The following is a 20,092-nucleotide window of genomic DNA, read 5'->3' on the forward strand; positions in this document are numbered from 1 at the left end:
ATCGGCCGTAGTGTCAGTCCTACGCACACTGCTTCTGGGTGTCGCGTACGGGCCGACACGTCGGCCCCCTCAGACGAGCCCCGGCACCAACCCCCCCCAGGTGCCGGGGCTCACCTCTGCCCCGGCGTCGCTTTTCCGGGCCCGTCGGGTGGGGTTTCGGCCGCCGCCCGGGTGAGCCGGGCCCCCAGGCCGTTCAGATAGTCCGTCAGCTGCGCGGGGCCGTGGGCGGTGAACTCGCAGTCCACCAGCGCGAGTCGCAGCACCAACCACTCCAGCGAGTCGTGCGACGTGGTGCGGAGCCGGCAGGAGCCGGGCCCGGTCGGCTCCGGCGTGCCGAGGTAGGCGGGCAGCCGCGCCGCCACGAACTCCGCGGGTGCGGCGAAGCTCACATCCACCTCCAGCCGTGGCTGCATCCGCGCCATGGACCGTGCCATGTACTCCGCCGCGTCCCCCGTCGGCAGCGCGCGCGGCGTGAAGCGTGCCCCGGTGGCCACGGGGTCGCTGACCCGGTCGACGCGGAACGTACGCCAGTCCTCCCGCCCCAGGTCGTACGCGACCAGGTACCAGCGGCGGCCCGTCGACACCAGGCGGTACGGCTCGACCTGACGCTTCGTCTCCGTACCGTCGCCCGACCGGTAGCCGAAGCGCAGCCGCTCCGTGCCGGTGACGGCCGACGCCGTCACCGTCAGCGTCCGCGCGTCGATGGTCGCGCCGTCGCCCCGCGTCAGCGGCATCGTCGCGGCCTGGAGGGTGGACACCCGGCGCCGCAACCGTGACGGCAGCACCTGTTCCAGCTTCGCGAGCGCGCGTACGGAGGCCTCCTCGACGCCCTCGATGGCGTGCCCGGCACCGGCGCGCAGCCCCACCGCGATGGCGACGGCCTCCTCGTCGTCGAGGAGCAGCGGCGGCATCGCCGTGCCGGCCACCAGCCGGTAGCCGCCGATCGCGCCCTTGGACGCCTCGACCGGATAGCCCAGGTCACGCAGCCGGTCGATGTCGCGGCGGATGGTGCGCGGGCTGACGTCGAGCCGTTGTGCCAGCTCGCTGCCCGGCCACTCGCGTGGCGTCTGGAGGAGGGAGAGCAGGTTGAGGAGCCGTGCCGGGGTGTCCGTCATGTCTCCATGATGGCGTCCATCTAGGACACAAGCTGGCCTATATGCCGCCTAGCTTCTTCCCATGACCACTTCGGCCGCCGTACCGGATACGGCTTCTCTTCCTGTCACCGACCCGGGAGCTGTCACCGACCCTGGAACTGTCACCGAGCCCGGAGACACCGACCACCCCGGCGCGGGCGGCGGACTCCCCGGCCCCGCGGGCGACCGGCGCCGCTGGCTGGCGCTGGCGGTCGTCATGACCGCGGCCTTCATGGACCTGGTCGACGTCACCATCGTCAACATCGCCGTCCCGAGCATCGAACGGGACCTGTCGACCTCCTTCGGGGCGATCCAGTGGATCACCGCCGGATACGCGCTGGCCTTCGCGGCCGGGCTGATCACGGGCGGCCGGCTCGGTGACATCTACGGCCGCAAGCGGCTCTTCCTCGTCGGCATCACCGGCTTCACCGTCGCGTCCGCGCTCTGCGGGTTCGCGGTGAACCCGGACATGCTCGTCGCCTCCCGCCTCCTCCAGGGCGCGATGGCGGCGATGATGGTGCCTCAGGTGCTGGCGATCATCCACGCCACCTTCCCGGCGCACGAACGCGGCAAGGTCTTCGGCATGTTCGGCGCGATCATCGGGCTGGGCGCGGTCTCGGGACCGCTGCTCGGGGCGCTGCTCACGCAGTGGAACCTGTTCGGCCTCGAATGGCGCCCGATCTTCCTCATCAACCTGCCGGTGGGGATGGCCGGGGTGCTGCTGGGCCGGAAGTTCATCACCGAGTCCAAGGCGCCCAAGGCGCTGCGCCTCGACCTCGTCGGCGTCGTGCTGGCGACCGCCGGCCTGCTGATGCTGATCTACCCCCTCACGCGGGGGCGCGAGTTGGGCTGGCCGCTCTGGGGCCATCTGTGCATGGCGGGCAGCCTGGTCGTCTTCGGCGCGTTTGTGGCGTACGAGAGGTACAAGACGCGCAAGGACGGATCGTCGCTGGTCGAACTGTCCCTCTTCAAGGTCAAGAGCTTCGTCGCGGGCATCGCCGTACAGCTCACCTTCGGGGTCGCTGTGGGCATCTTCTTCCTGGTCTGGACGCTGTACATGCAGATCGGCCTCGGCTGGACCCCGCTGCGCGCCGGCCTGACGGGTCTGCCGTTCTCCGTCGCGGTGTCCGTGGCCGCCGGTCTCTCCGTCGAGGTCCTGGTGCCGCGCTTCGGCCGCAAGGTGCTCCAGGCGGGTGCGCTGACGATGATCCTGGGCCTGCTGCTCTACATCGGCGAGACGGCGCGCTACGGCACGCAGATCCACTCCTGGCAGATGATCCTGCCGCTCACGGTCATGGGGATCGGGATGGGCCTGATCGTGGCGCCGCTGACGGACGCGGTGCTGTCCGAAGTACCCCGCGAACACTCCGGCTCGGCGTCCGGACTCATCAACACCACTCAGCAGATGGGCAACGCGCTGGGGCTCGGCCTGGTGTCGGTGGTCTTCTTCGGCGTGGTGGACGACCGGGTGGGGGCGGGGGCCCCGGGGGCGATGGGCGCGGCGTACACGGACGGGTTCCAGAACGCGCTGTGGTGGGTGGTGGGCGTCCTGACGCTGATCTTCGCGGTGATGTTCGCCCTGCCCTCGAAGGCGCGGAGCACGGAGGGCTAGGGGGTCTGCGCTCCCGCTCCGAGGAGGTGCCCGTCAAAGCCCGCGTCCACGAGGGACGCGTACGCGGCGAGCACCTCCTCCGGCACGTCCTGCTCGACGGCGAACCCGCGCTTCGGATACTCGATCACCCGCTGGAGATCGCCGACGAGCATGTCCACGACCAGCTTCTCGTCCCCCATGGTCTTCACGTACTCCTCGAACTCCAACGGCACCGAGGCGCAGGTCACCTCGACCTCGGGCCACAGCTTCCGGGTCGTCGCGTAGGCCCGGCGCTCCATGTACGGCTTGCAGACGAGCAACACGCTTCGCGGCACGATCCCGGCGGCGGCCAGCACGTCGCGCGAGAACACGATGTTCTCCCCGGTGTTGGCCGCCCTTGGCTCCACGAGGATCGCCTCATCGGGGACACCGAGCGCGATCGCGTGCTCGCGGAAGTGGGTTGCCTCTCCGCGGGGGAACCACGCGCGGGTGCCTGGGCTGTAGCCGCCGGTGAACAACAGGGTCGCGAAGAGCCCGGCGTGGTAGAGCGCGGCGCAGTGCGCGGCCACCCCAAGATCATGGCTCCCGAGCCCCAGGGCCACGTCGACGACGCGGGGTTCGTGGCGCATGCGGTGATAGCGCCACAAGGTCTCGATGTCCCTGGAGCGGCCCACGGCTACCTCCTGCCCGGCCTGGCGGCCGTGCTTTTGTCCTCGGTCGCCGGACGGGCGTTCTGGGGCCGGTGGGCCGCGCGTTCTCGGTGACCGGGTTGCGCTTACTGATTGTCCTCAATCGCCGGACGGGCTTGGTTGTGCCCGCTGCGGGCCGGTGGGCTGGGTGCGGGTTGTTGCCGGGGGCCGGGCAGGGGTCGTGTCCTGCACTGCATGTTTTACGTCGCGTTCGGGGTCTTGTTTGGTTTACCGGTAGTCACGCGACACAAAACACGCTTTACGTTCCGGACACGACCCCTGCCCGTCCCCCTCCCAGGCCCGCGTCAAGGCAAATCAAGCCCGTCCGGCGTTTGAGGACGCGGTAACCCGCACCCGGCACCGGGCAGAGGCCAAAATCCAGCCTGTCCGGCGTTTGAGGACATCGGTAAGCCGCGCTCGCCCACCGGGCGCCAGGCGCTCCCCGCAGCGGGGGGTCGTTCAGCTCACCCTCGGCGTGAGGGGGGTGGGGTCGGAGGAGGTGCGTGTGTCCGGACGTAAAGCGTGTTTTGTGGCGCGTGGCTACCGGTGAACTGGACGAGTTCCTGAGGCGCCGTAAAACATGCAGTCCGGACATACGCACCTCCGCAGGCCCCACCCCCCGCCACCATGACAAACCCAGCCCGTCCGGCGATTGAGGACAATCAGTAAGCCGCGCCAAACGCACCGGGCAGACGCCAAAACCAAGCCGGTCCGGCGATTGAGGACAAAAGGCACGGACTCCAGGCCGCGCGCGCCGCAGACGCGACGAACCCCACACCCAGGCCTAGCGGACCCGCGCCCTCGCCTCCATCACGTCCCGAGCCGTCCTCTCCGCCCCGTACACCTCACACATATGGCGCCCGTCCGGCGTCGCCGTGTGCTCGACCTCCCACAGGCTCATCTCACTGCCGTCAACGAGTAAGAACGCGTGCTCGTACAGCATGAATCCCGCATCCTTGCCCTCCACCTGGCACTGCCGCCCGAACACCTGCGTGATGTGGTGCGCGAAAGCCGTCCGCAGCAGCCGAGCCGTCTCCTCGCCCGGCCGGTCCGCGTTCTCCGCGCGGCGCAGGACCCGGCGGGCGTGGTCCGGGGAGTTGTCCGGGACGTACATACGAGGCGCAGGCGTCGGCGGCGTGGTCAGCAGGTGGTCCAGGAGGTCCAGGTCCAGGTCGAAGTCGTGCAGTGGCGGTGGCCCGGGGGACACGAGGGGATCCGGCGACCCGAGCCGAGGTGCCTCGGGGCTGCCGGGACGGCACAGCCGCGACGCGGCCAGCTGCGCCTCCTCCTCGTCGGCGTACAGCTCGTGGAGCTGCGCACCGCCGCGCCCGGTGTTGTGCACCAGCTCCCAGAGCGTCATGGTGCTGCCGTCGGTGAGCAGGTAGGAGTGTCGGTACGTCTCGCGGTGCAGTCCGGCACTGTGGTGGGCGGAACACAGCGAACTGGCGTGCGCCAACGCCGAATCGAGCCGCTCGACCAGTGCGTCGGGAAGGTCGAAGGAGTTGAGTGCCCGACCCAGGAGTCGCTCGAGGTGCGTCTCGGTTGTCTCATGCGGATCGTTCAAGTTGGGTCTCCAGGCCGTCGCCACATGTCACTTGGTGATTGCATAACGTAGCCCCTGGGGGTGACATTGCGTCCCAAGTTTATGAAAACTATCGGCGCGTTCGCGTGGTTCATGCGCGCCCCCTCAACTCCGTTGGCCCGCAGGCCGGTCGAGCCCGTACAACTCCCGGTAGGAGGGAAACATTCCGCCCGGCCCCTCGACGCTCTCCGCGGCGAGCACGGCCCGCACGATCGCCCTGGTCACGACGTCGGCCCCGGCGGCGAGCACCTCGTTGAGGGCGAGTGGCCCGTCGTCGGCCAGGGGACGGTCGCCCGTCGCGAGGGCGAAGACCGTGTCGCCGTCGTTGAGCAGGTGTACGGGACGGACGGCGCGCGCGATGCCGTCGTGCGCCGTCCCCGCGAGCTTGTGCGCCTCCGCGCGGGTCAGTCCGGCGTCGGTGGCGACGACGGCGAGCGTGGTGTTGAGGGGCGGTGGCCCGCTCCGCTCGCGCAACTCGGCCAGGCGCCGCCGGGCCGCCTCGTGGACCTCGGCCGGCGGATACGCCACCGGCCCGTCGAAGTACCGCCCGTACAGCACCCCGGTCAGCGGATCGACCGCGGAGCCCGCCGCGTTGGCCACGACCAGCGCGGCGACGGTGATCCCGGAGCCCAGGACCGTACTCGCCGTGCCGACCCCGCCCTTGAGGGGGCCGACGAGGGCGCCCGTGCCCGCGCCCACCCCGCCCTCGGCGACCGGCGCCCCGCTTCCGGTGGCGTCGGCGGCCTCCACCGCGGCCCGCCCGGTCGCCGCGTCCGGACGGATCAGCCAGTCGCCCCCGCGGCCCAGGTCGAAGATGCCGGCGGTCGGGACGACCGGCACCACCTGGGCGGGATCAGGGCCGACCCGGACCCCGCGCCCGCGCTCCTCCAGCCACGCCATCACCCCGGCCGCGGAATCGAGCCCGAACGCGCTGCCGCCCGACAGCACGACCGCGTCGATACGCCGGACGATGTTGCGCGGATCCAGGGCATCGGTCTCCCGGGTGGCCGGCCCGCCGCCCCGTACGTCCACCGCCGCCACCATCCCACCCTCCGGCGCGAGGACCACGGTGGTGCCGGTGAGGGCCAGCGCCCCCGCCACCTGGGCGTGGCCGACCCTCAGTCCGGCCACATCGGTCAGTGCGGCGTCGGCTGCCATGAACATCGTTCCCTTCCTCAGAATCGGGCCACGCGTGCGGACCGCGCGGCGAGCGTCACTCCCACAGCGACCGCCGTCGCCGCCACCACCCCCGCGGAGAGGACCGCCCACACCCCCGCGAACGTACAGCCGATGATCACCACCGCCGCGCCGGGAAGCACGAGCTGCTGCGCCGTACCCGTCTTGAAGTGCCTCGCGTGCAGCGCCCACACCGTGACCACGAACAGCGCGGCCGGGATGGTCACGGCGGCCGAGGCCGCCGCCGTCGAGATGTGCGTCTTCTCCACCGCGTGCTCCACGGCGACCTCCAGTCCCGCCCCGATGGCCGCGGCCGACCCGAAGATCACGAAGTGACCGTATCCCCACGGGAGGGCTTCCCTGTTGCTGGTCAGCCGCTGGTGCGCGGGGACCGCGAAGTAGATCCACCAGGCGGAGAAGACGAGCAGGATGCCCCCGCCCGCGATGGGCAGCAGTTTCCCGACGGCTTGGTGTTCGTCGAGCGCCGACTGGACGGCGACGGTCGCGGCCGACATCGTCTCGCCGAGGACGATCAGGGTGAACAGCCCGTAGCGCTCCACGATGTGATGCGGATGCCAGGGCGTCTCGTGCGCTCGCTCCGCGATCACCGGCACCAGCAGCTCGGCCACCCCGACCACGAGGAACAGCCAGCGCCGCATGCTCTCCGGCGCGGTCAGCAGCGCCACCCACGCCCCCTGACAGATCACCAGCCCGACCGCGTAGCGCAGCGCGGCCGTCCTGGCCGGCCCCGGGGGTTCGGAGGCTGCCGCCCTCAGCCACTGCCCGGTCAGCGCCACCCGCATCACCAGATATCCGATGACGGCGATGACCCAGTCGTTGTCCGTGAAGGCGCGGGGCACGCCCGCCGCGTAGATCAGCACCCCGCAGATCTGCACCAGCGTCGCGATCCGGTACGGGACGTCGTCGCAGTCGTAGGCCGAGGCGAACCACGTGAAGTTCATCCAGGCCCACCACACCCCCCAGAAGACGAAGAGGTAGCCGATGATCCCGGTGCCCGGGTGGCCCTCGGCGAGCGCGTGCACCAGTTGCAGTCCGGCCTGCGCGACCGCCACCACGAAGCACAGGTCGAAGAAGAGCTCCAGCGGGGTGGCGGTGCGATGCGGCTCGTCCCGGCCGCGCGCGGTCATTCTGCGCAGCGGGCCTGCCGCGTTGGTCGACGTCATGCGCCCAGCACAGCAGAGGTGACCCCGGTGGCCGGGCCGGACGCGCGCACGGGTCCGCCCGGCCGCCGATCCGGGCGGGACCGCCGTGACCGTACTCTGGAGGCATGAGCACCGCCTCCACCCCCGAGCCGGCCGCGACCCCGTCCCGGCCGTCCCGTCCGAAGCCGCCCCGCCCGAGCCCGGGGCTGGTCTTCGACGATCCGCTGGACCAGCAGTCCTCGGACGACACGGACGGCGGCTGGGGAGAGCGGCCCACCGGGGGCGGCGACAGCGCCGCCGACCTGGCCCGTTTCCTGGACGAGAAGCCGCCCCACCACCTCTGATCCGGACCGCCTGCCACGCTCCGGCGGCGGACGACTAGGGCGTCCTGGGGGCAGGGGTGGTAGGCGCGCTGTCCCCCGGGCCGCGCTGGGCAACCAGGGCGTCCCTGATCTCCTTCAGGACCTCCAGCTCGCTCACCTCCATGACTTCCTTGACCTCTTCCTTGGCGGCCTGGTTCTTGGCCCGCCGGGCGAGGAACCTGGACATCGGCAGCACCATCAGGAAATAGACGACGGCGGCCGTGATCACAAAGGTCAGGACCGAGCTGACGACCGTTCCCCACATGATCGGGATGCCTTCGACGACGTTGCCCGCCTCGTCCGTCGAGCACGGCGACTTGAGGCACGAGTGGTACTTGTTGAGGTCCTTCGTGCCGAACGCGCCGACCAGTGGGTTGATGACGCCCTTCACGACCGAGTTCACCACGTTCGTGAACGCAGCGCCGATGACCACCGCGACCGCGAGGTCGATCACGTTCCCGCGCATCAGGAAGGCTTTGAAGCCCGCCAGCACGCTCTCCTTGTCCTTGCTCACGAGTGAGCCCTTCTTCGTATCTGCGGTACGGACGACCAACTGCCCCGCAACCTACGACAGCGCGTGCCCGTGCTGTCCAATCCGCACACGCGATCAGGCGACCCGCCAGCTCGTCAGTACGACTCAGCACAGCGTCACCGCCAAGGGGGACACCGCGCCCGCCCCGGCCAGCTCGGCGGCGGTGGCGCGCGGCACGGACAGAACGACCAGCGCTCCGGCCTCCATCGGCGTCTGCTGGTCCGTGTCCCCGCCACTGCCGGTGGAGTCAGGGATCTCCGTCACCCGGGCACCCGCCGCCACCACACGTGCCCCGGCACTCATTTCCGCGCCGTCGAGCCCGGCCGCGGGCGTGGCGATCACATCGACCCGGTCGCCGCGCCGCAGGAGCCGGACCGTCGCCGCGTCGGCGATCCGCACGGGCGCGGACGCCATCTCGACGGGGGCGGGACCGGCGGCGGACGCCTGAGGCGGTGAGGTTCCGTGGGGTGGGGCCCCGTCAGGGGCACCGGCCGCGTTGTCGCCGCGGGACCCGGCGTTCCCCGTCGCCCCCACCGAGCCGCCCGCACCGCCGGCGGCCAGGGCCGCCGCCGTCATGGCCAGGCCGGCGGCCATCACGCGCCGCCGCCTGCGCAGCGCGCGGCTCAGCCGGTGGCGGGGGCCGCCCACCCGCAGCGGCTCGAAAGCCGGCACGCCGCGGAGATCCGGTGCCGACGAGCCGGTGGGCGCGGGCAGCGGGACCGGGGACGTCGAGGGCGGGCGGGAGAGGGGAGAGCAGGAGTGAGGAGCAGAGTGATCGTGCGCGGACGAACGGGACATGGCAACCACCGCCGGTCGTGAGGAGTTTCTGCGGTCGCTCCTCACGATCCACGATCCGCGGCGATCCTGCCGCGGCCTGTGGACGGGCCGCCGATTGTGGATAACTCGGCCACTCGCGCGGGTGGTTCGGCGGTCAGGCCGATTGGCGCGGTTTTGCTCAGGGCAGTTTCAGACCGGTGTCGATTCCGTCGAGCGCATGCGCACACAGACAGTCCCGGGTCTCGCTCGCCTGCAGTCCGCCCACTGAGTCGAACAGGACGGTGCGCAGCCGGTCCACGTTGGAAGCGAACACCCTCAGCACCTCTTCGTGGGAGACGCCCTCGCCCGTCTCGGCTCCCGCGTCCAGGTCCGTCACGAGCGTCATGGAGGTGTAGCAGAGCCCGAGTTCACGAGCCAGGATCGCCTCGGGGTGTCCGGTCATCCCGACCACCGACCAGCCCATCGCCGCATGCCACCGGGATTCCGCCCGGGTGGAGAAACGAGGTCCTTCGATGACTACCAGCGTTCCGCCGTCCACCGGCTCCCACGCGTGCCGGCGCGCAGCCGCCAGCGCGGACTTACGGCCCTCCGGGCAGTAGGGGTCGGCGAGCGAGATGTGGACGACCTTGGACGCGCTGCCGTCGGGCAGCGGCACCCCGTCGTAGTACGTCTGCGTCCGCGCCTTCGTACGGTCCACCAGCTGATCGGGTACGAGCAGCGTGCCCGGTCCGTACTCCGGCACGAGGCCGCCCACCGCGCACGGGCCGAGGACCTGCTTCACACCGACAGATCGCAGCGCCCAGAGATTGGCGCGGTAGTTGATGCGGTGGGGCGCCAGGTTGTGGGCGCGTCCGTGCCGGGGGAGAAACGCGACCCGACGGCCGGCGATCTCGCCGAGGAAGAGGGAATCGCTGGGCGCCCCGTAGGGAGTGTCCACCTCGACCTCGGTCACGTCCTCCAGGAAGGAGTAGAAACCCGACCCACCGATCACGCCGATCTCTGCGTTCGCCATGCCGATCACACTAGCCGCAGAGGCGTACGCCAAGGACCCCGGCCGTCGGTGACGGCGGGGCCCTGGAGAGGAGGGATCAGGCGGCCGAGGAGCCGCTGGAGCTGCTCGACGAGCCCGAACCGGAGCCCGATCCGCTCGACGAGCTGCTGGAGCCCGACGAACCCGACGAGGAGCCGGAGGCGGAGGACGACGAGGCCGGTGTCGAGGACTTGGCGTCCGACGACGACTTCGTGGCGGCGGAGCCCGAGGTGGAAGAGCCCGCCGACGCCGGTGCGCTGCTGGACGACGAGCCGCGGCTGTCGTTCCGGTAGAACCCGGAGCCCTTGAAGACGATACCGACCGCGGAGAACACCTTCTTCAGGCGTCCCTCGCAGGTGGGGCACACGGTGAGGGCGTCATCGGTGAACTTCTGCACCGCTTCGAGGCCCTCGCCACACTGGGTGCACTGGTACTGGTAGGTCGGCACTTGTTCCTCCTGGCACTCTCACTCAATGAGTGCTAACGACGCTCCATAGTGACGTATTCCGAGAGTTCAGTCCACTGTCACCGGCACGCGGTGACTCATCCCACGCGCCGCGACCCGTCCGGGACCCTTCGGCGAGAGCCGTGAGCGCAGTGCCACCAGCGTCGCCAGAGCCAGGGCCGTACCGGCGAGCGGCACCAGGAATCCGGCGCTCGCACCGTGCGCGTCGGCGAGCTGTCCGGCGACGGTGACCGCCGCCGCCTGGCCGAGCGCCACGGCTCCGGTGAGCCACGTGAAGGCCTCGGTGCGCGCCTCCGCGGGCACCAGGGACTCGACCAGCGTGTAGCCCGTGATCAGTGCGGGCGCGATGCACAGACCCACCAGCAGACCCAGTCCGGCGAGAAGAGGAACGGAATGCACAGTCCACAGCGCGGAGGCGGCCAGCGTCAGCGCCGCGTACGCGACCAGAAGCCTGCGGCGCGGGCCCACCTTCCAGGCCACGGCGCCGCACACGATCCCGGCCAGCATGTTGCCGGCCGCGAAGATGCCGTACAGCACACCGTTGCTCCCGGGCTTCCCGATCTCCTCGGCGAACGCCGTCAGGGAGACCTGCATCCCGCCGAAGACCGACCCGATGCCGAGGAAGGCCACGGCGAGGACAGGTATGCCCGGCACAGAGAGTGCCGAGGTACGCGGCCGGGACGGGGCGCCCGCAGCGTCCCGGTGGCGCTGTTGCGCGGTCCGGGGCTGGGTGCCCCGCTGGGCCGCGAAGAGCAGGCCGCCGACGAGCGTCAGCGCCCCTTCCGCGATCAGCCCGGCCGCCGGGTGGACGCCCGTGGCCAGCGCGGTCGCGAGCACCGGACCGATGACGAAGGTGAACTCGTCCGTGACGGATTCGAAGGCGGCCGCTGTCGGCAGCAGCGAAGACCCGTTTCCCTTCCCGAGGACGGCGGCCCAGCGCGACCGCACCATGGGACCGATCTGCGGGACGGAGGCCCCGGTCGGGACGGCTGCCGCGAACAGGGCCCACAGCGGGGCGCCGGCCAGCGACAGGGCGATCAGCGCCGTGACGGACGCGGCGTGGACGAGCACGCCCGGTACGAGGACCGCGCGCTGGCCGAACCGGTCGGCGAGCTTGCCTCCTTGGGGTGCGAAGAGCGCCATCGAGACACCCGTGACGGCGGCGACGGCGCCCGCCGTCCCGTACGAACCGGAGGTGTGCTCGACGAGCAGGACGATGCCGATCGTCAGCATCGCGAACGGCTGCCGGGCGGCAAAGCCGGGCAGCAGGAAGGTCCAGGCGCCGGGAGTGCGGAGCAGCCGCCCGTATCCGGGGCGGGGTGCCGCGGCGGTATCGGTGTCCGAGGTCCGCCCGGCGGTGTCGACCGTGTGGGACACGGTCCGTGCCTTTCTGCCGCCTGGTAGCAGGCCCCCGCGCGTGCGGGGGCGGCCGAGAGCTGTCCTCTTGCGCGGATCTGCGGTAGATACCGGGGCCCACGGTGGGGGACTCCACGGCCGCCATACGGTCGCGCCAGCTCTGCGTCAGGCAGAGGTGGTCGATCAAGTACGCCTTCATCGTACAGGTAGGAGCTTTGTGGTGGCTGGGAAACCCCCAGCGGCCCGGGGGCGTGCCTGGGATTGCCAAGAGCTGTCCCGCAATCCCAGGCGGGCGGCGGGCCGGGCGAGATCCGAAAGAGACGGCCGCGGTCACGTCCTAGACGCCCGCGTTCGTCCCCAGCCATCCGGCGAGCTTTCCGCCCTGTCCGACCGCCCGCAACCGCCGTTCCGCCGAGTCCCGCACCGGGTCCGTCGCGACGACCAGCAGTTCGTCGCCGCGGCGCAGCACGGTCGACGGCAGGGGGACGAAGCTCGTCCCGTCCCGTACGACCAGGGTCACCGCAGACCCGGCGGGCAGCCGCAGCTCCGCGACCTCCACGCCGTGCATCTTCGAGCGGGCGGGGATCGCCACGGAGAGGAGATGCCCCCGCAGCCGCTCCAGAGGCGCCGATTCGATCCCCAGGTCGGCGGCGTCGGAGGAGCCGCCCAGCCGTAGTGCCTTGGCCAGCCAGGGCAGGGTCGGCCCCTGTACCAGTGTGTACACGACGACAAGGACAAAGACGATGTTGAAGATCCGCTTGCTGCCCTCGATCTCGGACACCATCGGGATGGTCGCCAGGATGATGGGCACGGCGCCGCGCAGTCCCGCCCAGGACATCAACGCCCCCTCCTGCCAGGGGACTCGGAAGGGCGCGAGGCTCACCAGGACCGACAGCGGCCGGGCCACGGCGGTCAGCACCAGGCCGACGATCACGGCGGACCAGAAGTCGTGGCCCAGTTCGTGCGGCGTCACCAGGAGTCCCAGCAGGACGAACATGCCGATCTGCGCGATCCAGCCGAGCCCTTCGGCGAAACCGCGGTTGGCGGGAGCGTGGGGCAGCCGGGAGTTCCCGAGGACGACGGAGGCGAGATAGACGGCGAGGAAGCCACTGCCGTGGGCCGTGGCACCGATCGCGTACGCGGAGACAGCGATGGCCATCACGGCGATCGGATAGAGACCGGAGGCAGGAAGCGCCACATGCCGCAGACACAGTGCACCGACCCAGCCGACCGCGAGCCCGATGAAGGCGCCGATGGCCAGCTCCATCGCGATCTCGCCGACCAGGACGTACCAGTGCTCCACCGGACCGGACGCGGAGAGCGCCACGACGATGATCACCACGGGGGCGTCGTTGAAGCCGGATTCGGCCTCCAGCGCCCCGGTCACCCGGGTCGGCAGGGGCACCTTGCGCAGCACGGAGAAGACGGCCGCCGCGTCGGTCGAGGACACGACGGCGGCGATGATCAGCGCGGCCCGCCACTCCAGGCCGACCAGATAGTGCGCGGCGGTGGCGGTCACCGCGATGCTCACCGCGACGCCGACGGTCGACAGGACCACCGCCATGGGCAGCGCGGGCGCGACCTCTTTCCACTTCGTGCCCAGACCGCCCTCGGCCAGGATGACGACCAGGGCGGCATAGCCGATGACCTGCGTCAGTTCGGCGTTGTCGAACTTGACGTTGAAGATCCCGTCCTGGCCTATGGCGATCCCGATGCCCAGATACAGCAGCAGGCTGGGGAGGCCGCTGCGGGACGAGATCCGTACGGCCGCGACCGCGATCAACAGCACGAGGGAGCAGATGAGCAGGAGTTCATTGAGCTGGTGGACAGTCAGCGGCCGATCCTTCCCCTCGTGCTCGCCGGATCGTTCCTCCGGCAGCGGGTACTTCGTTACCTTACCTAATCTTTAACGTTTTCTTGACGCGCTCGATCGTCAGTACGAGCGCCACCCCCTATGCCGCCTCACGCGCCCCTCATCCTTGTGTGATCGTCTGATCAGTCGCACTACATGACACCGAGTCCTGATCGTTGAAGCGCTGCGCCTATGGTTGCTCCAGCATTCCCAGGACCACCCTGCCCCTCGAAGGACAGCGATGCCCGCCAACACAGCCCCCCCTTCCGCCAAAAAGAAGGGGCGACGCGCCCGTCTGATCCTGATCGTGCTGGTGCTGGCGCTCGTTGCGGGTGTCGGTTTCGGCGCGTACTGGGGTGTGAGTACGGTCCGCGCCTCCTTCCCCCAGACCACGGGGTCCGTCCAGCTCAAGGGCCTGTCCGGCTCCGTGGACGTGAGACGGGACAGTTACGGCGTCCCGCAGATCTACGCGGACACCGACGCCGACCTGTTCCGCGCCCAGGGTTACGTCCAGGCGCAGGACCGCTTCTGGGAGATGGACGTCCGGCGTCACCTGACGTCCGGCCGCCTCTCCGAGATGTTCGGCAAGGGGCAGGTGAAGACCGACGCCTTCCTCCGCACGCTCGGCTGGCGCCGGGTGGCGCAGCAGGAGTACGACACCCAGCTGTCGGCGGAGACGAAGAAGAACCTCCAGTCGTACACGGAGGGCGTCAACGCCTATCTCAAGGGCCGTGACGGCAAGGACATCTCCGTCGAGTACGCGGCGCTGGGCTTCACGAACGACTACAAGCCCGAGAAGTGGTCGCCGGTCGACTCTGTGGCCTGGCTCAAGGCGATGTCCTGGGACCTGCGCGGCAACATGCAGGACGAGATCGACCGTTCACTGATGACAAGCCGGCTGAGCGCGAAGCAGGTCGCCGACCTGTACCCGGAGTACCCGTACGACCGGAACACGCCGATCGTGGACGAGGGCGGGATCGACCCCGTCACCGGGAAGTACGACCCCAAGGCCCCGGCGACGGACCAGCTCGGCGACACCGGCGACGGTACGGGCGTCGGTACAGGCACCGGCACGGGTACGGGCACAGGCGTCGGGGACGGCACCGGCACGGGCCTCGGAGACGGTACGGGCACAGGCACAGGGACCGGCACCGGCACCGGCACCGGCACAGGCACAGGCACCGGTACGGGAACAGGCACCGGCATCAGCACCAACAGCGGTGGCGACCCCGCCGCCCAGGACAGCCCCGCCGGCGCCACCCAGGCCCTGGCCTCCCAGCTCGGCTCCCTCTCCAGCACCCTCGACGACATCCCGGCCCTGCTCGGCCCCAGCGGCAGCGGCATCGGCTCCAACTCCTGGGTCGTCTCAGGAAAGCTCACGACGACGGAGAAGCCCCTCCTGGCCAACGACCCGCACCTCGCGCCCCAGATGCCGTCGCTCTGGTACCAGATGGGCCTGCACTGCCGCAGCGTCTCGCCGAAGTGCCAGTACGACGTCGCCGGCTACACCTTCTCCGGCATGCCGGGCGTCGTGATCGGCCACAACCAGAACATCGCCTGGGGCTTCACCAACCTCGGCGCCGACGTGACCGACCTCTACCTGGAGAAGGTCAACGGCGACTCGTACCTCTACGGGGACGGCGAGAAGCGCTTTGTCACGCGCGAGGAGACCATCAAGGTCGCCGGCGGCCCCAGCAAGAAGATCACCATCCGCGAGACCAACAACGGCCCCGTGGTGTCGGACCGCGACACCGAGCTGGAGAAGGTCGGCGACAAGGCCCCCGTGGGCAATCTCGCCCCCGACAGAGGCACCGGCTACGCGGTGGCCCTCAAGTGGACCGCGCTGCAACCGGGCAAGTCCATGGACGCGGTCTTCGAGCTGGACAAGGCCGCGGACTGGGGTCAGTTCCGCAAGGCCGCCTCGCACTTCGAGGTCCCCTCGCAGAACCTGATCTACGCCGACACCAAGGGCAACATCGGCTATCAGGCGCCGGGCACGATCCCGATCCGCCCCAAGGGCTTCGACGGCAGGACGCCGGCCCCCGGCTGGGACCCGAAGGCGAACTGGGAGAAGGACCCGATCCCGTTCGACCAGCTGCCGTACGAGTTCAACCCCAAGCGCGGGTACATCGTCACCGCCAACCAGGCCGTGATAGACGCGAAGAAGTACCCGTACACGCTGACCGAGGACTGGGGCTACGGCGCCAGGAGCCAGCGGATCAACGACCTCATCGAGTCGAAGACCAAGGACGGCGGCAAGATCTCGACCGATGACATGCAGACCATGCAGATGGACAACAGCAGCCCGGCCTGGACGCTGCTGAAGAGCTATCTGCTCAAGATCGATGTCTCGGACCCCTCCGTCCGCGAGGCGCAGAAGCTCCTCGAAGGCTGGGACGGCACCCAGGAACCGGACTCCGCCGCGGCCGCCTACTTCAACGCGGTCTGGCGCAACGTCCTCAAGCTCGCCTTTGGCAACAAGCTGCCCAAGGAGCTGCGCGCCAAGGGCGATTGCCTCACGGTCGCGCCCGCCGACAACACCGGCCCGGTGGACGACCTCGACACGCGCGCGGTACGGGAATGCGGCCAGCGTGACCCGGACTCGGCGCAGCCGGACGGCGGCGACCGCTGGCTGGAGGTCGTGCGCAACATCATCAAGGACGACAACAACGCGTGGTGGAGCGCCGCCGGCGGCCGCAGGGACAGCGCGACGAAGACCCGCGACCAGCTCCTCGCCCGCGCCATGACGGACGCCCGCTGGGAGCTGACCGCCGCGCTCGGCAAGGACGTCTCCTCCTGGAACTGGGGCCGGCTGCACCAGTTGAACCTCAACAACCAGACCCTCGGCACCGAGGGCCCGGGCGTCCTGAAGTTCATACTGAACCGCGGCCCGTGGAACCTGGGTGGCGGCGAGGCGGCGGTCGACGCGACGGGGTGGAACGCGGCAGGCGGTTACGACGTCATCTGGGTCCCGTCGATGCGGATGGTCGTCAACGTCGGCGACTGGGACAAATCCCGCTGGATCAACCTGACCGGCGCTTCGGGACACGCGTACAACGCGCACTACAGCGACCAGACGGACAAGTGGGCCAAGGGCGAGCTGCTCGACTGGTCGTACACGCCCAACGCCGTCGAAGGCAGCACGACCGACACCCTGACGCTGAATCCGTAACGCCGGTATCAGCGGTATCGACGGCCGGTCCGGAGGCCGCCCCCCCTCACACGGGGGCGGCCACGCCCCCCACTTCCTCTCCCCCTCCCTCAAGGACGGCCGCCGGTGAAGTGCCTGACACCTCCGGGCGTCACCACCGCGTGTACGGGACGGTCGTGCGGCTCCGCCGGGACCCGCGCGACCACCTCGTCGTCGTACAGCAGGACGGCCAGCGTCGGCGCGGCGCCGGCCCGCTCCAGCCGGGCGAGGACCCGGTCGTACGAGCCACCGCCCCGCCCCAGCCGCATCCCGCGTGTGTCCACCGCGAGCCCGGGCAGCAGCACGACCTCCGCCGCCAGCACGGCGTCCGGGCCGAGTGGTGTCCCGTCCGGCTCCCACAGGCCCCGCCCCGCGCGTACGAGCCGCTCCGCCCCCTCGTACCGCGCCCAGTCGAGGTCGTTGTCCGCGCGCAGCACCGGCAGCAGGACTTCGACGCCCCGCCCGCGCAGTACGTCGAGCAGCACGCGTGTGCCGGGTTCGCGTCCGACGGAGACGTACGCGGCGACCGTACGGGCCCCGGCAAGCGCGGCCAGATCTCCGGCCCGCCGCGCGAGAACCAACGCGGCCTTTCGCGCGTCTTCACTGGACAGCAGGGCTCTCGCGGCGAGGAGTTCACTCCGTACGGAAGCCTTTCCGGACATCTCATGCGCCACCGGACATCACAAACCTCTCGATTGCGGATGTACACCCATAGGTGCGGCGAAAGTTAACCGGAGCATCATCTTCCGCGCATAGCCCACCGGATAGGGTTATCCGTATGACTCAGTCGCCCTCCCGGATCACCAAGGCTGTCATCCCCGCCGCAGGCCTCGGCACCCGGTTCCTCCCCGCCACCAAGGCCACTCCCAAAGAGATGCTGCCGGTGGTCGACAAGCCCGCGATCCAGTACGTGGTCGAGGAGGCGGCGGCGGCCGGCCTGTCCGACGTGCTCATGATCACCGGCCGCAACAAGCGCGCCCTTGAGGACCACTTCGACCGCAACTACGAGCTGGAAGGGGCGCTCACCCGCAAGGGCGACGCCGAACGGCTCGCGAAGGTCCAGGAGTCCAGCGAACTCGCCACCATGCACTACGTGCGCCAGGGCGACCCCAAGGGCCTCGGCCACGCCATCCTGTGCGCCGCGCCGCACGTGGGCGACCAGCCCTTCGCGGTCCTGCTGGGCGACGACCTGATCGACCCGCGCGACCCCCTGCTGTCGCGCATGATGGAGATCCAGGAGCGCGAGGGCGGCAGCGTCATCGCCCTCATGGAGGTCGACCCCGAGCAGATCCACCTCTACGGCTGCGCCGCCGTGGAGCCCACGCGCGACAGCGACGTGGTCAAGGTCCACGACCTGGTCGAGAAGCCCGACGCCGCCGACGCGCCGAGCAACTACGCGATCATCGGCCGTTACGTGCTCGATCCCGCGATCTTCGAGATACTGCGCAAGACCGAGCCGGGCCGCGGTGGTGAGATCCAGATCACCGACGCCCTCCAGCAGCTCTCGGTGGACGAGAAGGTCGGCGGACCGGTCCACGGTGTGATTTTCAAGGGCCGCCGGTATGACACAGGCGACCGAGGCGACTTCCTGCGTGCCATTGTCAGACTCGCGTGCGAACGTGAAGACCTGGGCCCGGACTTCCGCGCCTGGCTCCGCAGTTATGTCAGCGAGGAGATGTAGCGCCTTGAGCAGTACGGCAGAATCGGCTCCGGTGGCCCGCCACGAGCAGCTGTGGTCGGTGGACGAGCACCTCGCGGACATCCTCGCCGCGATCCACCCGCTCGAACCCATCGAGCTGCAACTGCCCGACGCCCAGGGCTGCGTCCTGGTCGAGGACGTCACGGTGCCGGTGGCCCTGCCGCCGTTCGACAACAGCTCCATGGACGGGTACGCGGTCCGTACGGCCGATGTGGCGGGCGCCACGGACGAGTTCCCCGCCGTGCTCACCGTCGTCGGCGACGTCGCGGCGGGCAGCGGCGATCTGCCCGAGGTCGGCCCGGGGGAGACCGCCCGGATCATGACGGGCGCCCCGCTCCCGCCGGGCGCCGAGGCCGTGGTGCCGGTCGAGTGGACCGACGGGGGTACGGGCGAGGGCCCCGCGACCTCCATGCGCCCGGCGGGCGACGCGCCGGGCGGCGGGAGCGGCGAGGTGCGGGTCTACCGCTCGATCGAGGCCCGGGGCCATGTCCGCGCCCAGGGCAGCGACGTACGGGCCGGTGATCTCGCGCTCAGGGCGGGTACGGTGCTCGGCCCCTCGCAGATCGGCCTGCTGGCGGCCATCGGCCGCGGCTCCGTCCGGGTACGGCCGCGCCCGCGTGTGGTCGTCCTGTCCACCGGCAGCGAGCTGGTCCAGCCCGGAGAACAGTTGGGTACGGGCCAGATCTACGACTCCAACAGCTTCGCGCTCACCGCCGCGGCCCGGGACGCGGGCGCCATCGCGTACCGCGTCGGGGCCGTCACGGACGACGCCGAGACACTCCGCGCCACCATCGAGGACCAGCTGATCCGCGCGGACCTGCTCGTCACCACGGGCGGCGTCAGCGTCGGGGCGTACGACGTCGTCAAGGAAGCGCTGTCCTCCGTAGGAGACGAGGACGAACCGGGCAGCGGCATCGACTTCCGCAAGCTGGCGATGCAGCCGGGCAAGCCCCAGGGCTTCGGCTCGATCGGCGCGGAGCACGTCCCGCTGCTCGCGCTGCCCGGCAATCCGGTCTCGTGTTATGTCTCCTTCGAGTTGTTCGTACGGCCCGCGATCCGCGCCCTGATGGGCCTGGAGGACGTCCACCGCCCGACGGTCCGCGCCACGCTGGTCAGCGACAAGCCGCTCTCCTCGCCGAGCGGCAGACGGCAGTTCCTGCGGGCCAAGTACGACGCGGAGGCGGGCACGATCGCGCCGGTCGGCGGCGCCGGGTCCCACCTCGTGGCGGCCCTCGCCCACGCCGACGCGCTGGCCGTCGTCCCGGAGGACGCCGTGTCGGTCGAACCCGGCACGGAACTCGACGTGGTCCTGATCGGTTGACCGCCCCAGGGTGGCGGTAGCGTGTCAGCCCACACAGGCCCTCTCGGGCCCGGACCGGGAGCGCTCACAGCAATGACCGCGTTTAACCGGGGGGAGACCTCCGGACCGTCTCAGCAGGATCCTCCGTCAGCTCCTCCGCCCGTCCCTCCGTCGGGACAGGGGGAGGGCCGGAC

The 20,092-nt window shown here is 70.4% G+C and carries 17 protein-coding genes; 5 read left to right on the forward strand and 12 right to left on the reverse strand.

All coding sequences use genetic code 11. The features are described from left to right. Window positions 1–110: 110 nt before the first annotated feature. Window positions 111–1,115, reverse strand: coding sequence for a helix-turn-helix transcriptional regulator (locus OG349_RS21490; protein WP_327236149.1), 1,005 nt, complete (start codon window positions 1,113–1,115; stop codon window positions 111–113). A 235-nt stretch (window positions 1,116–1,350) separates the two neighbouring features. Here OG349_RS21490 and OG349_RS21495 point away from each other — a divergent pair, with 235 nt between their 5' ends. After that, window positions 1,351–2,745 (forward strand): MFS transporter, encoded by a 1,395-nt coding sequence (locus OG349_RS21495; RefSeq protein WP_442806406.1) that lies wholly within the window; start codon window positions 1,351–1,353, stop codon window positions 2,743–2,745. On the opposite strand, the gene OG349_RS21500 is transcribed toward OG349_RS21495, so the two are convergent. From OG349_RS21500 to OG349_RS21515, 4 genes are all read right to left on the reverse strand, one after another. Next, entirely contained in the window at window positions 2,742–3,353 is a 612-nt protein-coding gene (locus OG349_RS21500) for a YdcF family protein (protein WP_327238655.1), read from the reverse strand. The two genes, OG349_RS21495 and OG349_RS21500, sit on opposite strands and share 4 nt — an antisense overlap. 844 nt (window positions 3,354–4,197) lie before the next feature. Further along, window positions 4,198–4,977 (reverse strand): DUF6227 family protein, encoded by a 780-nt coding sequence (locus OG349_RS21505; protein WP_327236151.1) that lies wholly within the window; start codon window positions 4,975–4,977, stop codon window positions 4,198–4,200. A 123-nt stretch (window positions 4,978–5,100) separates the two neighbouring features. Then, window positions 5,101–6,153, reverse strand: a complete 1,053-nt coding sequence (locus tag OG349_RS21510) for a P1 family peptidase (RefSeq protein ID WP_327236152.1) — start codon at window positions 6,151–6,153, stop codon at window positions 5,101–5,103. 17 nt (window positions 6,154–6,170) lie between these two features. After that, the gene (locus tag OG349_RS21515) at window positions 6,171–7,355 is read right to left on the reverse strand and encodes a low temperature requirement protein A (RefSeq protein ID WP_327236153.1); all 1,185 of its coding nucleotides are present in this window, start codon (window positions 7,353–7,355) and stop codon (window positions 6,171–6,173) included. A gap of 104 nt (window positions 7,356–7,459) precedes the next feature. Here OG349_RS21515 and OG349_RS21520 point away from each other — a divergent pair, with 104 nt between their 5' ends. Continuing rightward, window positions 7,460–7,678, forward strand: a complete 219-nt coding sequence (locus OG349_RS21520) for a hypothetical protein (RefSeq protein WP_327236154.1) — start codon at window positions 7,460–7,462, stop codon at window positions 7,676–7,678. Window positions 7,679–7,712: 34 nt separating this feature from the next. Here the strand turns inward: OG349_RS21520 and mscL are convergent, their stop codons facing one another. The 6 genes from mscL to OG349_RS21550 all read right to left on the reverse strand — a co-directional run bounded on the left by mscL (window position 7,713) and on the right by OG349_RS21550 (window position 13,736). Then, the gene (mscL, locus tag OG349_RS21525; RefSeq protein WP_327236155.1) at window positions 7,713–8,210 is read right to left on the reverse strand and encodes a large conductance mechanosensitive channel protein MscL; all 498 of its coding nucleotides are present in this window, start codon (window positions 8,208–8,210) and stop codon (window positions 7,713–7,715) included. A gap of 123 nt (window positions 8,211–8,333) precedes the next feature. Continuing rightward, on the reverse strand, window positions 8,334–8,900 hold the full coding sequence (locus tag OG349_RS21530; protein ID WP_327236156.1) for an RcpC/CpaB family pilus assembly protein: 567 nt from the start codon (window positions 8,898–8,900) through the stop codon (window positions 8,334–8,336). Between the two features lie 283 nt (window positions 8,901–9,183). After that, window positions 9,184–10,017, reverse strand: a complete 834-nt coding sequence (locus OG349_RS21535; protein WP_327236157.1) for an S-methyl-5'-thioadenosine phosphorylase — start codon at window positions 10,015–10,017, stop codon at window positions 9,184–9,186. Between the two features lie 76 nt (window positions 10,018–10,093). Beyond that, window positions 10,094–10,483 (reverse strand): FmdB family zinc ribbon protein, encoded by a 390-nt coding sequence (locus OG349_RS21540; protein WP_327236158.1) that lies wholly within the window; start codon window positions 10,481–10,483, stop codon window positions 10,094–10,096. A gap of 66 nt (window positions 10,484–10,549) precedes the next feature. Further along, window positions 10,550–11,878 carry an MFS transporter gene (locus tag OG349_RS21545; RefSeq protein ID WP_327236159.1) on the reverse strand — a complete coding sequence of 443 codons (1,329 nt, stop codon included), beginning with the start codon at window positions 11,876–11,878 and terminating at the stop codon, window positions 10,550–10,552. Window positions 11,879–12,194: 316 nt separating this feature from the next. Then, complete coding sequence (locus OG349_RS21550) at window positions 12,195–13,736, reverse strand: potassium/proton antiporter (protein WP_327238657.1); 1,542 nt, start codon at window positions 13,734–13,736, stop codon at window positions 12,195–12,197. Between the two features lie 214 nt (window positions 13,737–13,950). Here OG349_RS21550 and OG349_RS21555 point away from each other — a divergent pair, with 214 nt between their 5' ends. Next, the gene (locus OG349_RS21555) at window positions 13,951–16,881 is read left to right on the forward strand and encodes a penicillin acylase family protein (RefSeq protein ID WP_327236160.1); all 2,931 of its coding nucleotides are present in this window, start codon (window positions 13,951–13,953) and stop codon (window positions 16,879–16,881) included. Window positions 16,882–16,970: 89 nt separating this feature from the next. Here the strand turns inward: OG349_RS21555 and OG349_RS21560 are convergent, their stop codons facing one another. Next, on the reverse strand, window positions 16,971–17,561 hold the full coding sequence (locus tag OG349_RS21560; RefSeq protein ID WP_327236161.1) for a 5-formyltetrahydrofolate cyclo-ligase: 591 nt from the start codon (window positions 17,559–17,561) through the stop codon (window positions 16,971–16,973). 116 nt (window positions 17,562–17,677) lie between these two features. Here OG349_RS21560 and galU point away from each other — a divergent pair, with 116 nt between their 5' ends. Then, entirely contained in the window at window positions 17,678–18,580 is a 903-nt protein-coding gene (galU, locus tag OG349_RS21565; protein ID WP_161312717.1) for a UTP--glucose-1-phosphate uridylyltransferase GalU, read from the forward strand. Then, window positions 18,561–19,919, forward strand: a complete 1,359-nt coding sequence (glp, locus tag OG349_RS21570; protein WP_442806287.1) for a molybdotransferase-like divisome protein Glp — start codon at window positions 18,561–18,563, stop codon at window positions 19,917–19,919. The genes galU and glp overlap by 20 nt, the downstream gene beginning before the upstream one ends. Window positions 19,920–20,092: the final 173 nt, after the last annotated feature.

The organism is Streptomyces sp. NBC_01317, from assembly GCF_035961655.1.
Classification (GTDB): Bacteria; Actinomycetota; Actinomycetes; order Streptomycetales; family Streptomycetaceae; genus Streptomyces.

Coding starts and splice junctions, on each gene's coding strand:
- OG349_RS21490 (WP_327236149.1), bottom strand. CDS start 1,115: ATGACGGACACCCCGGCACGGCTCCTCAACCTGCTCTCCCTCCTCCAG.
- OG349_RS21495 (WP_442806406.1), top strand. CDS start 1,351: ATGACCGCGGCCTTCATGGACCTGGTCGACGTCACCATCGTCAACATC.
- OG349_RS21500 (WP_327238655.1), bottom strand. CDS start 3,353: ATGCGCCACGAACCCCGCGTCGTCGACGTGGCCCTGGGGCTCGGGAGC.
- OG349_RS21510 (WP_327236152.1), bottom strand. CDS start 6,153: ATGGCAGCCGACGCCGCACTGACCGATGTGGCCGGACTGAGGGTCGGC.
- OG349_RS21515 (WP_327236153.1), bottom strand. CDS start 7,355: ATGACGTCGACCAACGCGGCAGGCCCGCTGCGCAGAATGACCGCGCGC.
- OG349_RS21520 (WP_327236154.1), top strand. CDS start 7,460: ATGAGCACCGCCTCCACCCCCGAGCCGGCCGCGACCCCGTCCCGGCCG.
- OG349_RS21535 (WP_327236157.1), bottom strand. CDS start 10,017: ATGGCGAACGCAGAGATCGGCGTGATCGGTGGGTCGGGTTTCTACTCC.
- OG349_RS21555 (WP_327236160.1), top strand. CDS start 13,951: ATGCCCGCCAACACAGCCCCCCCTTCCGCCAAAAAGAAGGGGCGACGC.
- OG349_RS21560 (WP_327236161.1), bottom strand. CDS start 17,561: ATGTCCGGAAAGGCTTCCGTACGGAGTGAACTCCTCGCCGCGAGAGCC.
- galU (WP_161312717.1), top strand. CDS start 17,678: ATGACTCAGTCGCCCTCCCGGATCACCAAGGCTGTCATCCCCGCCGCA.
- glp (WP_442806287.1), top strand. CDS start 18,561: ATGTCAGCGAGGAGATGTAGCGCCTTGAGCAGTACGGCAGAATCGGCT.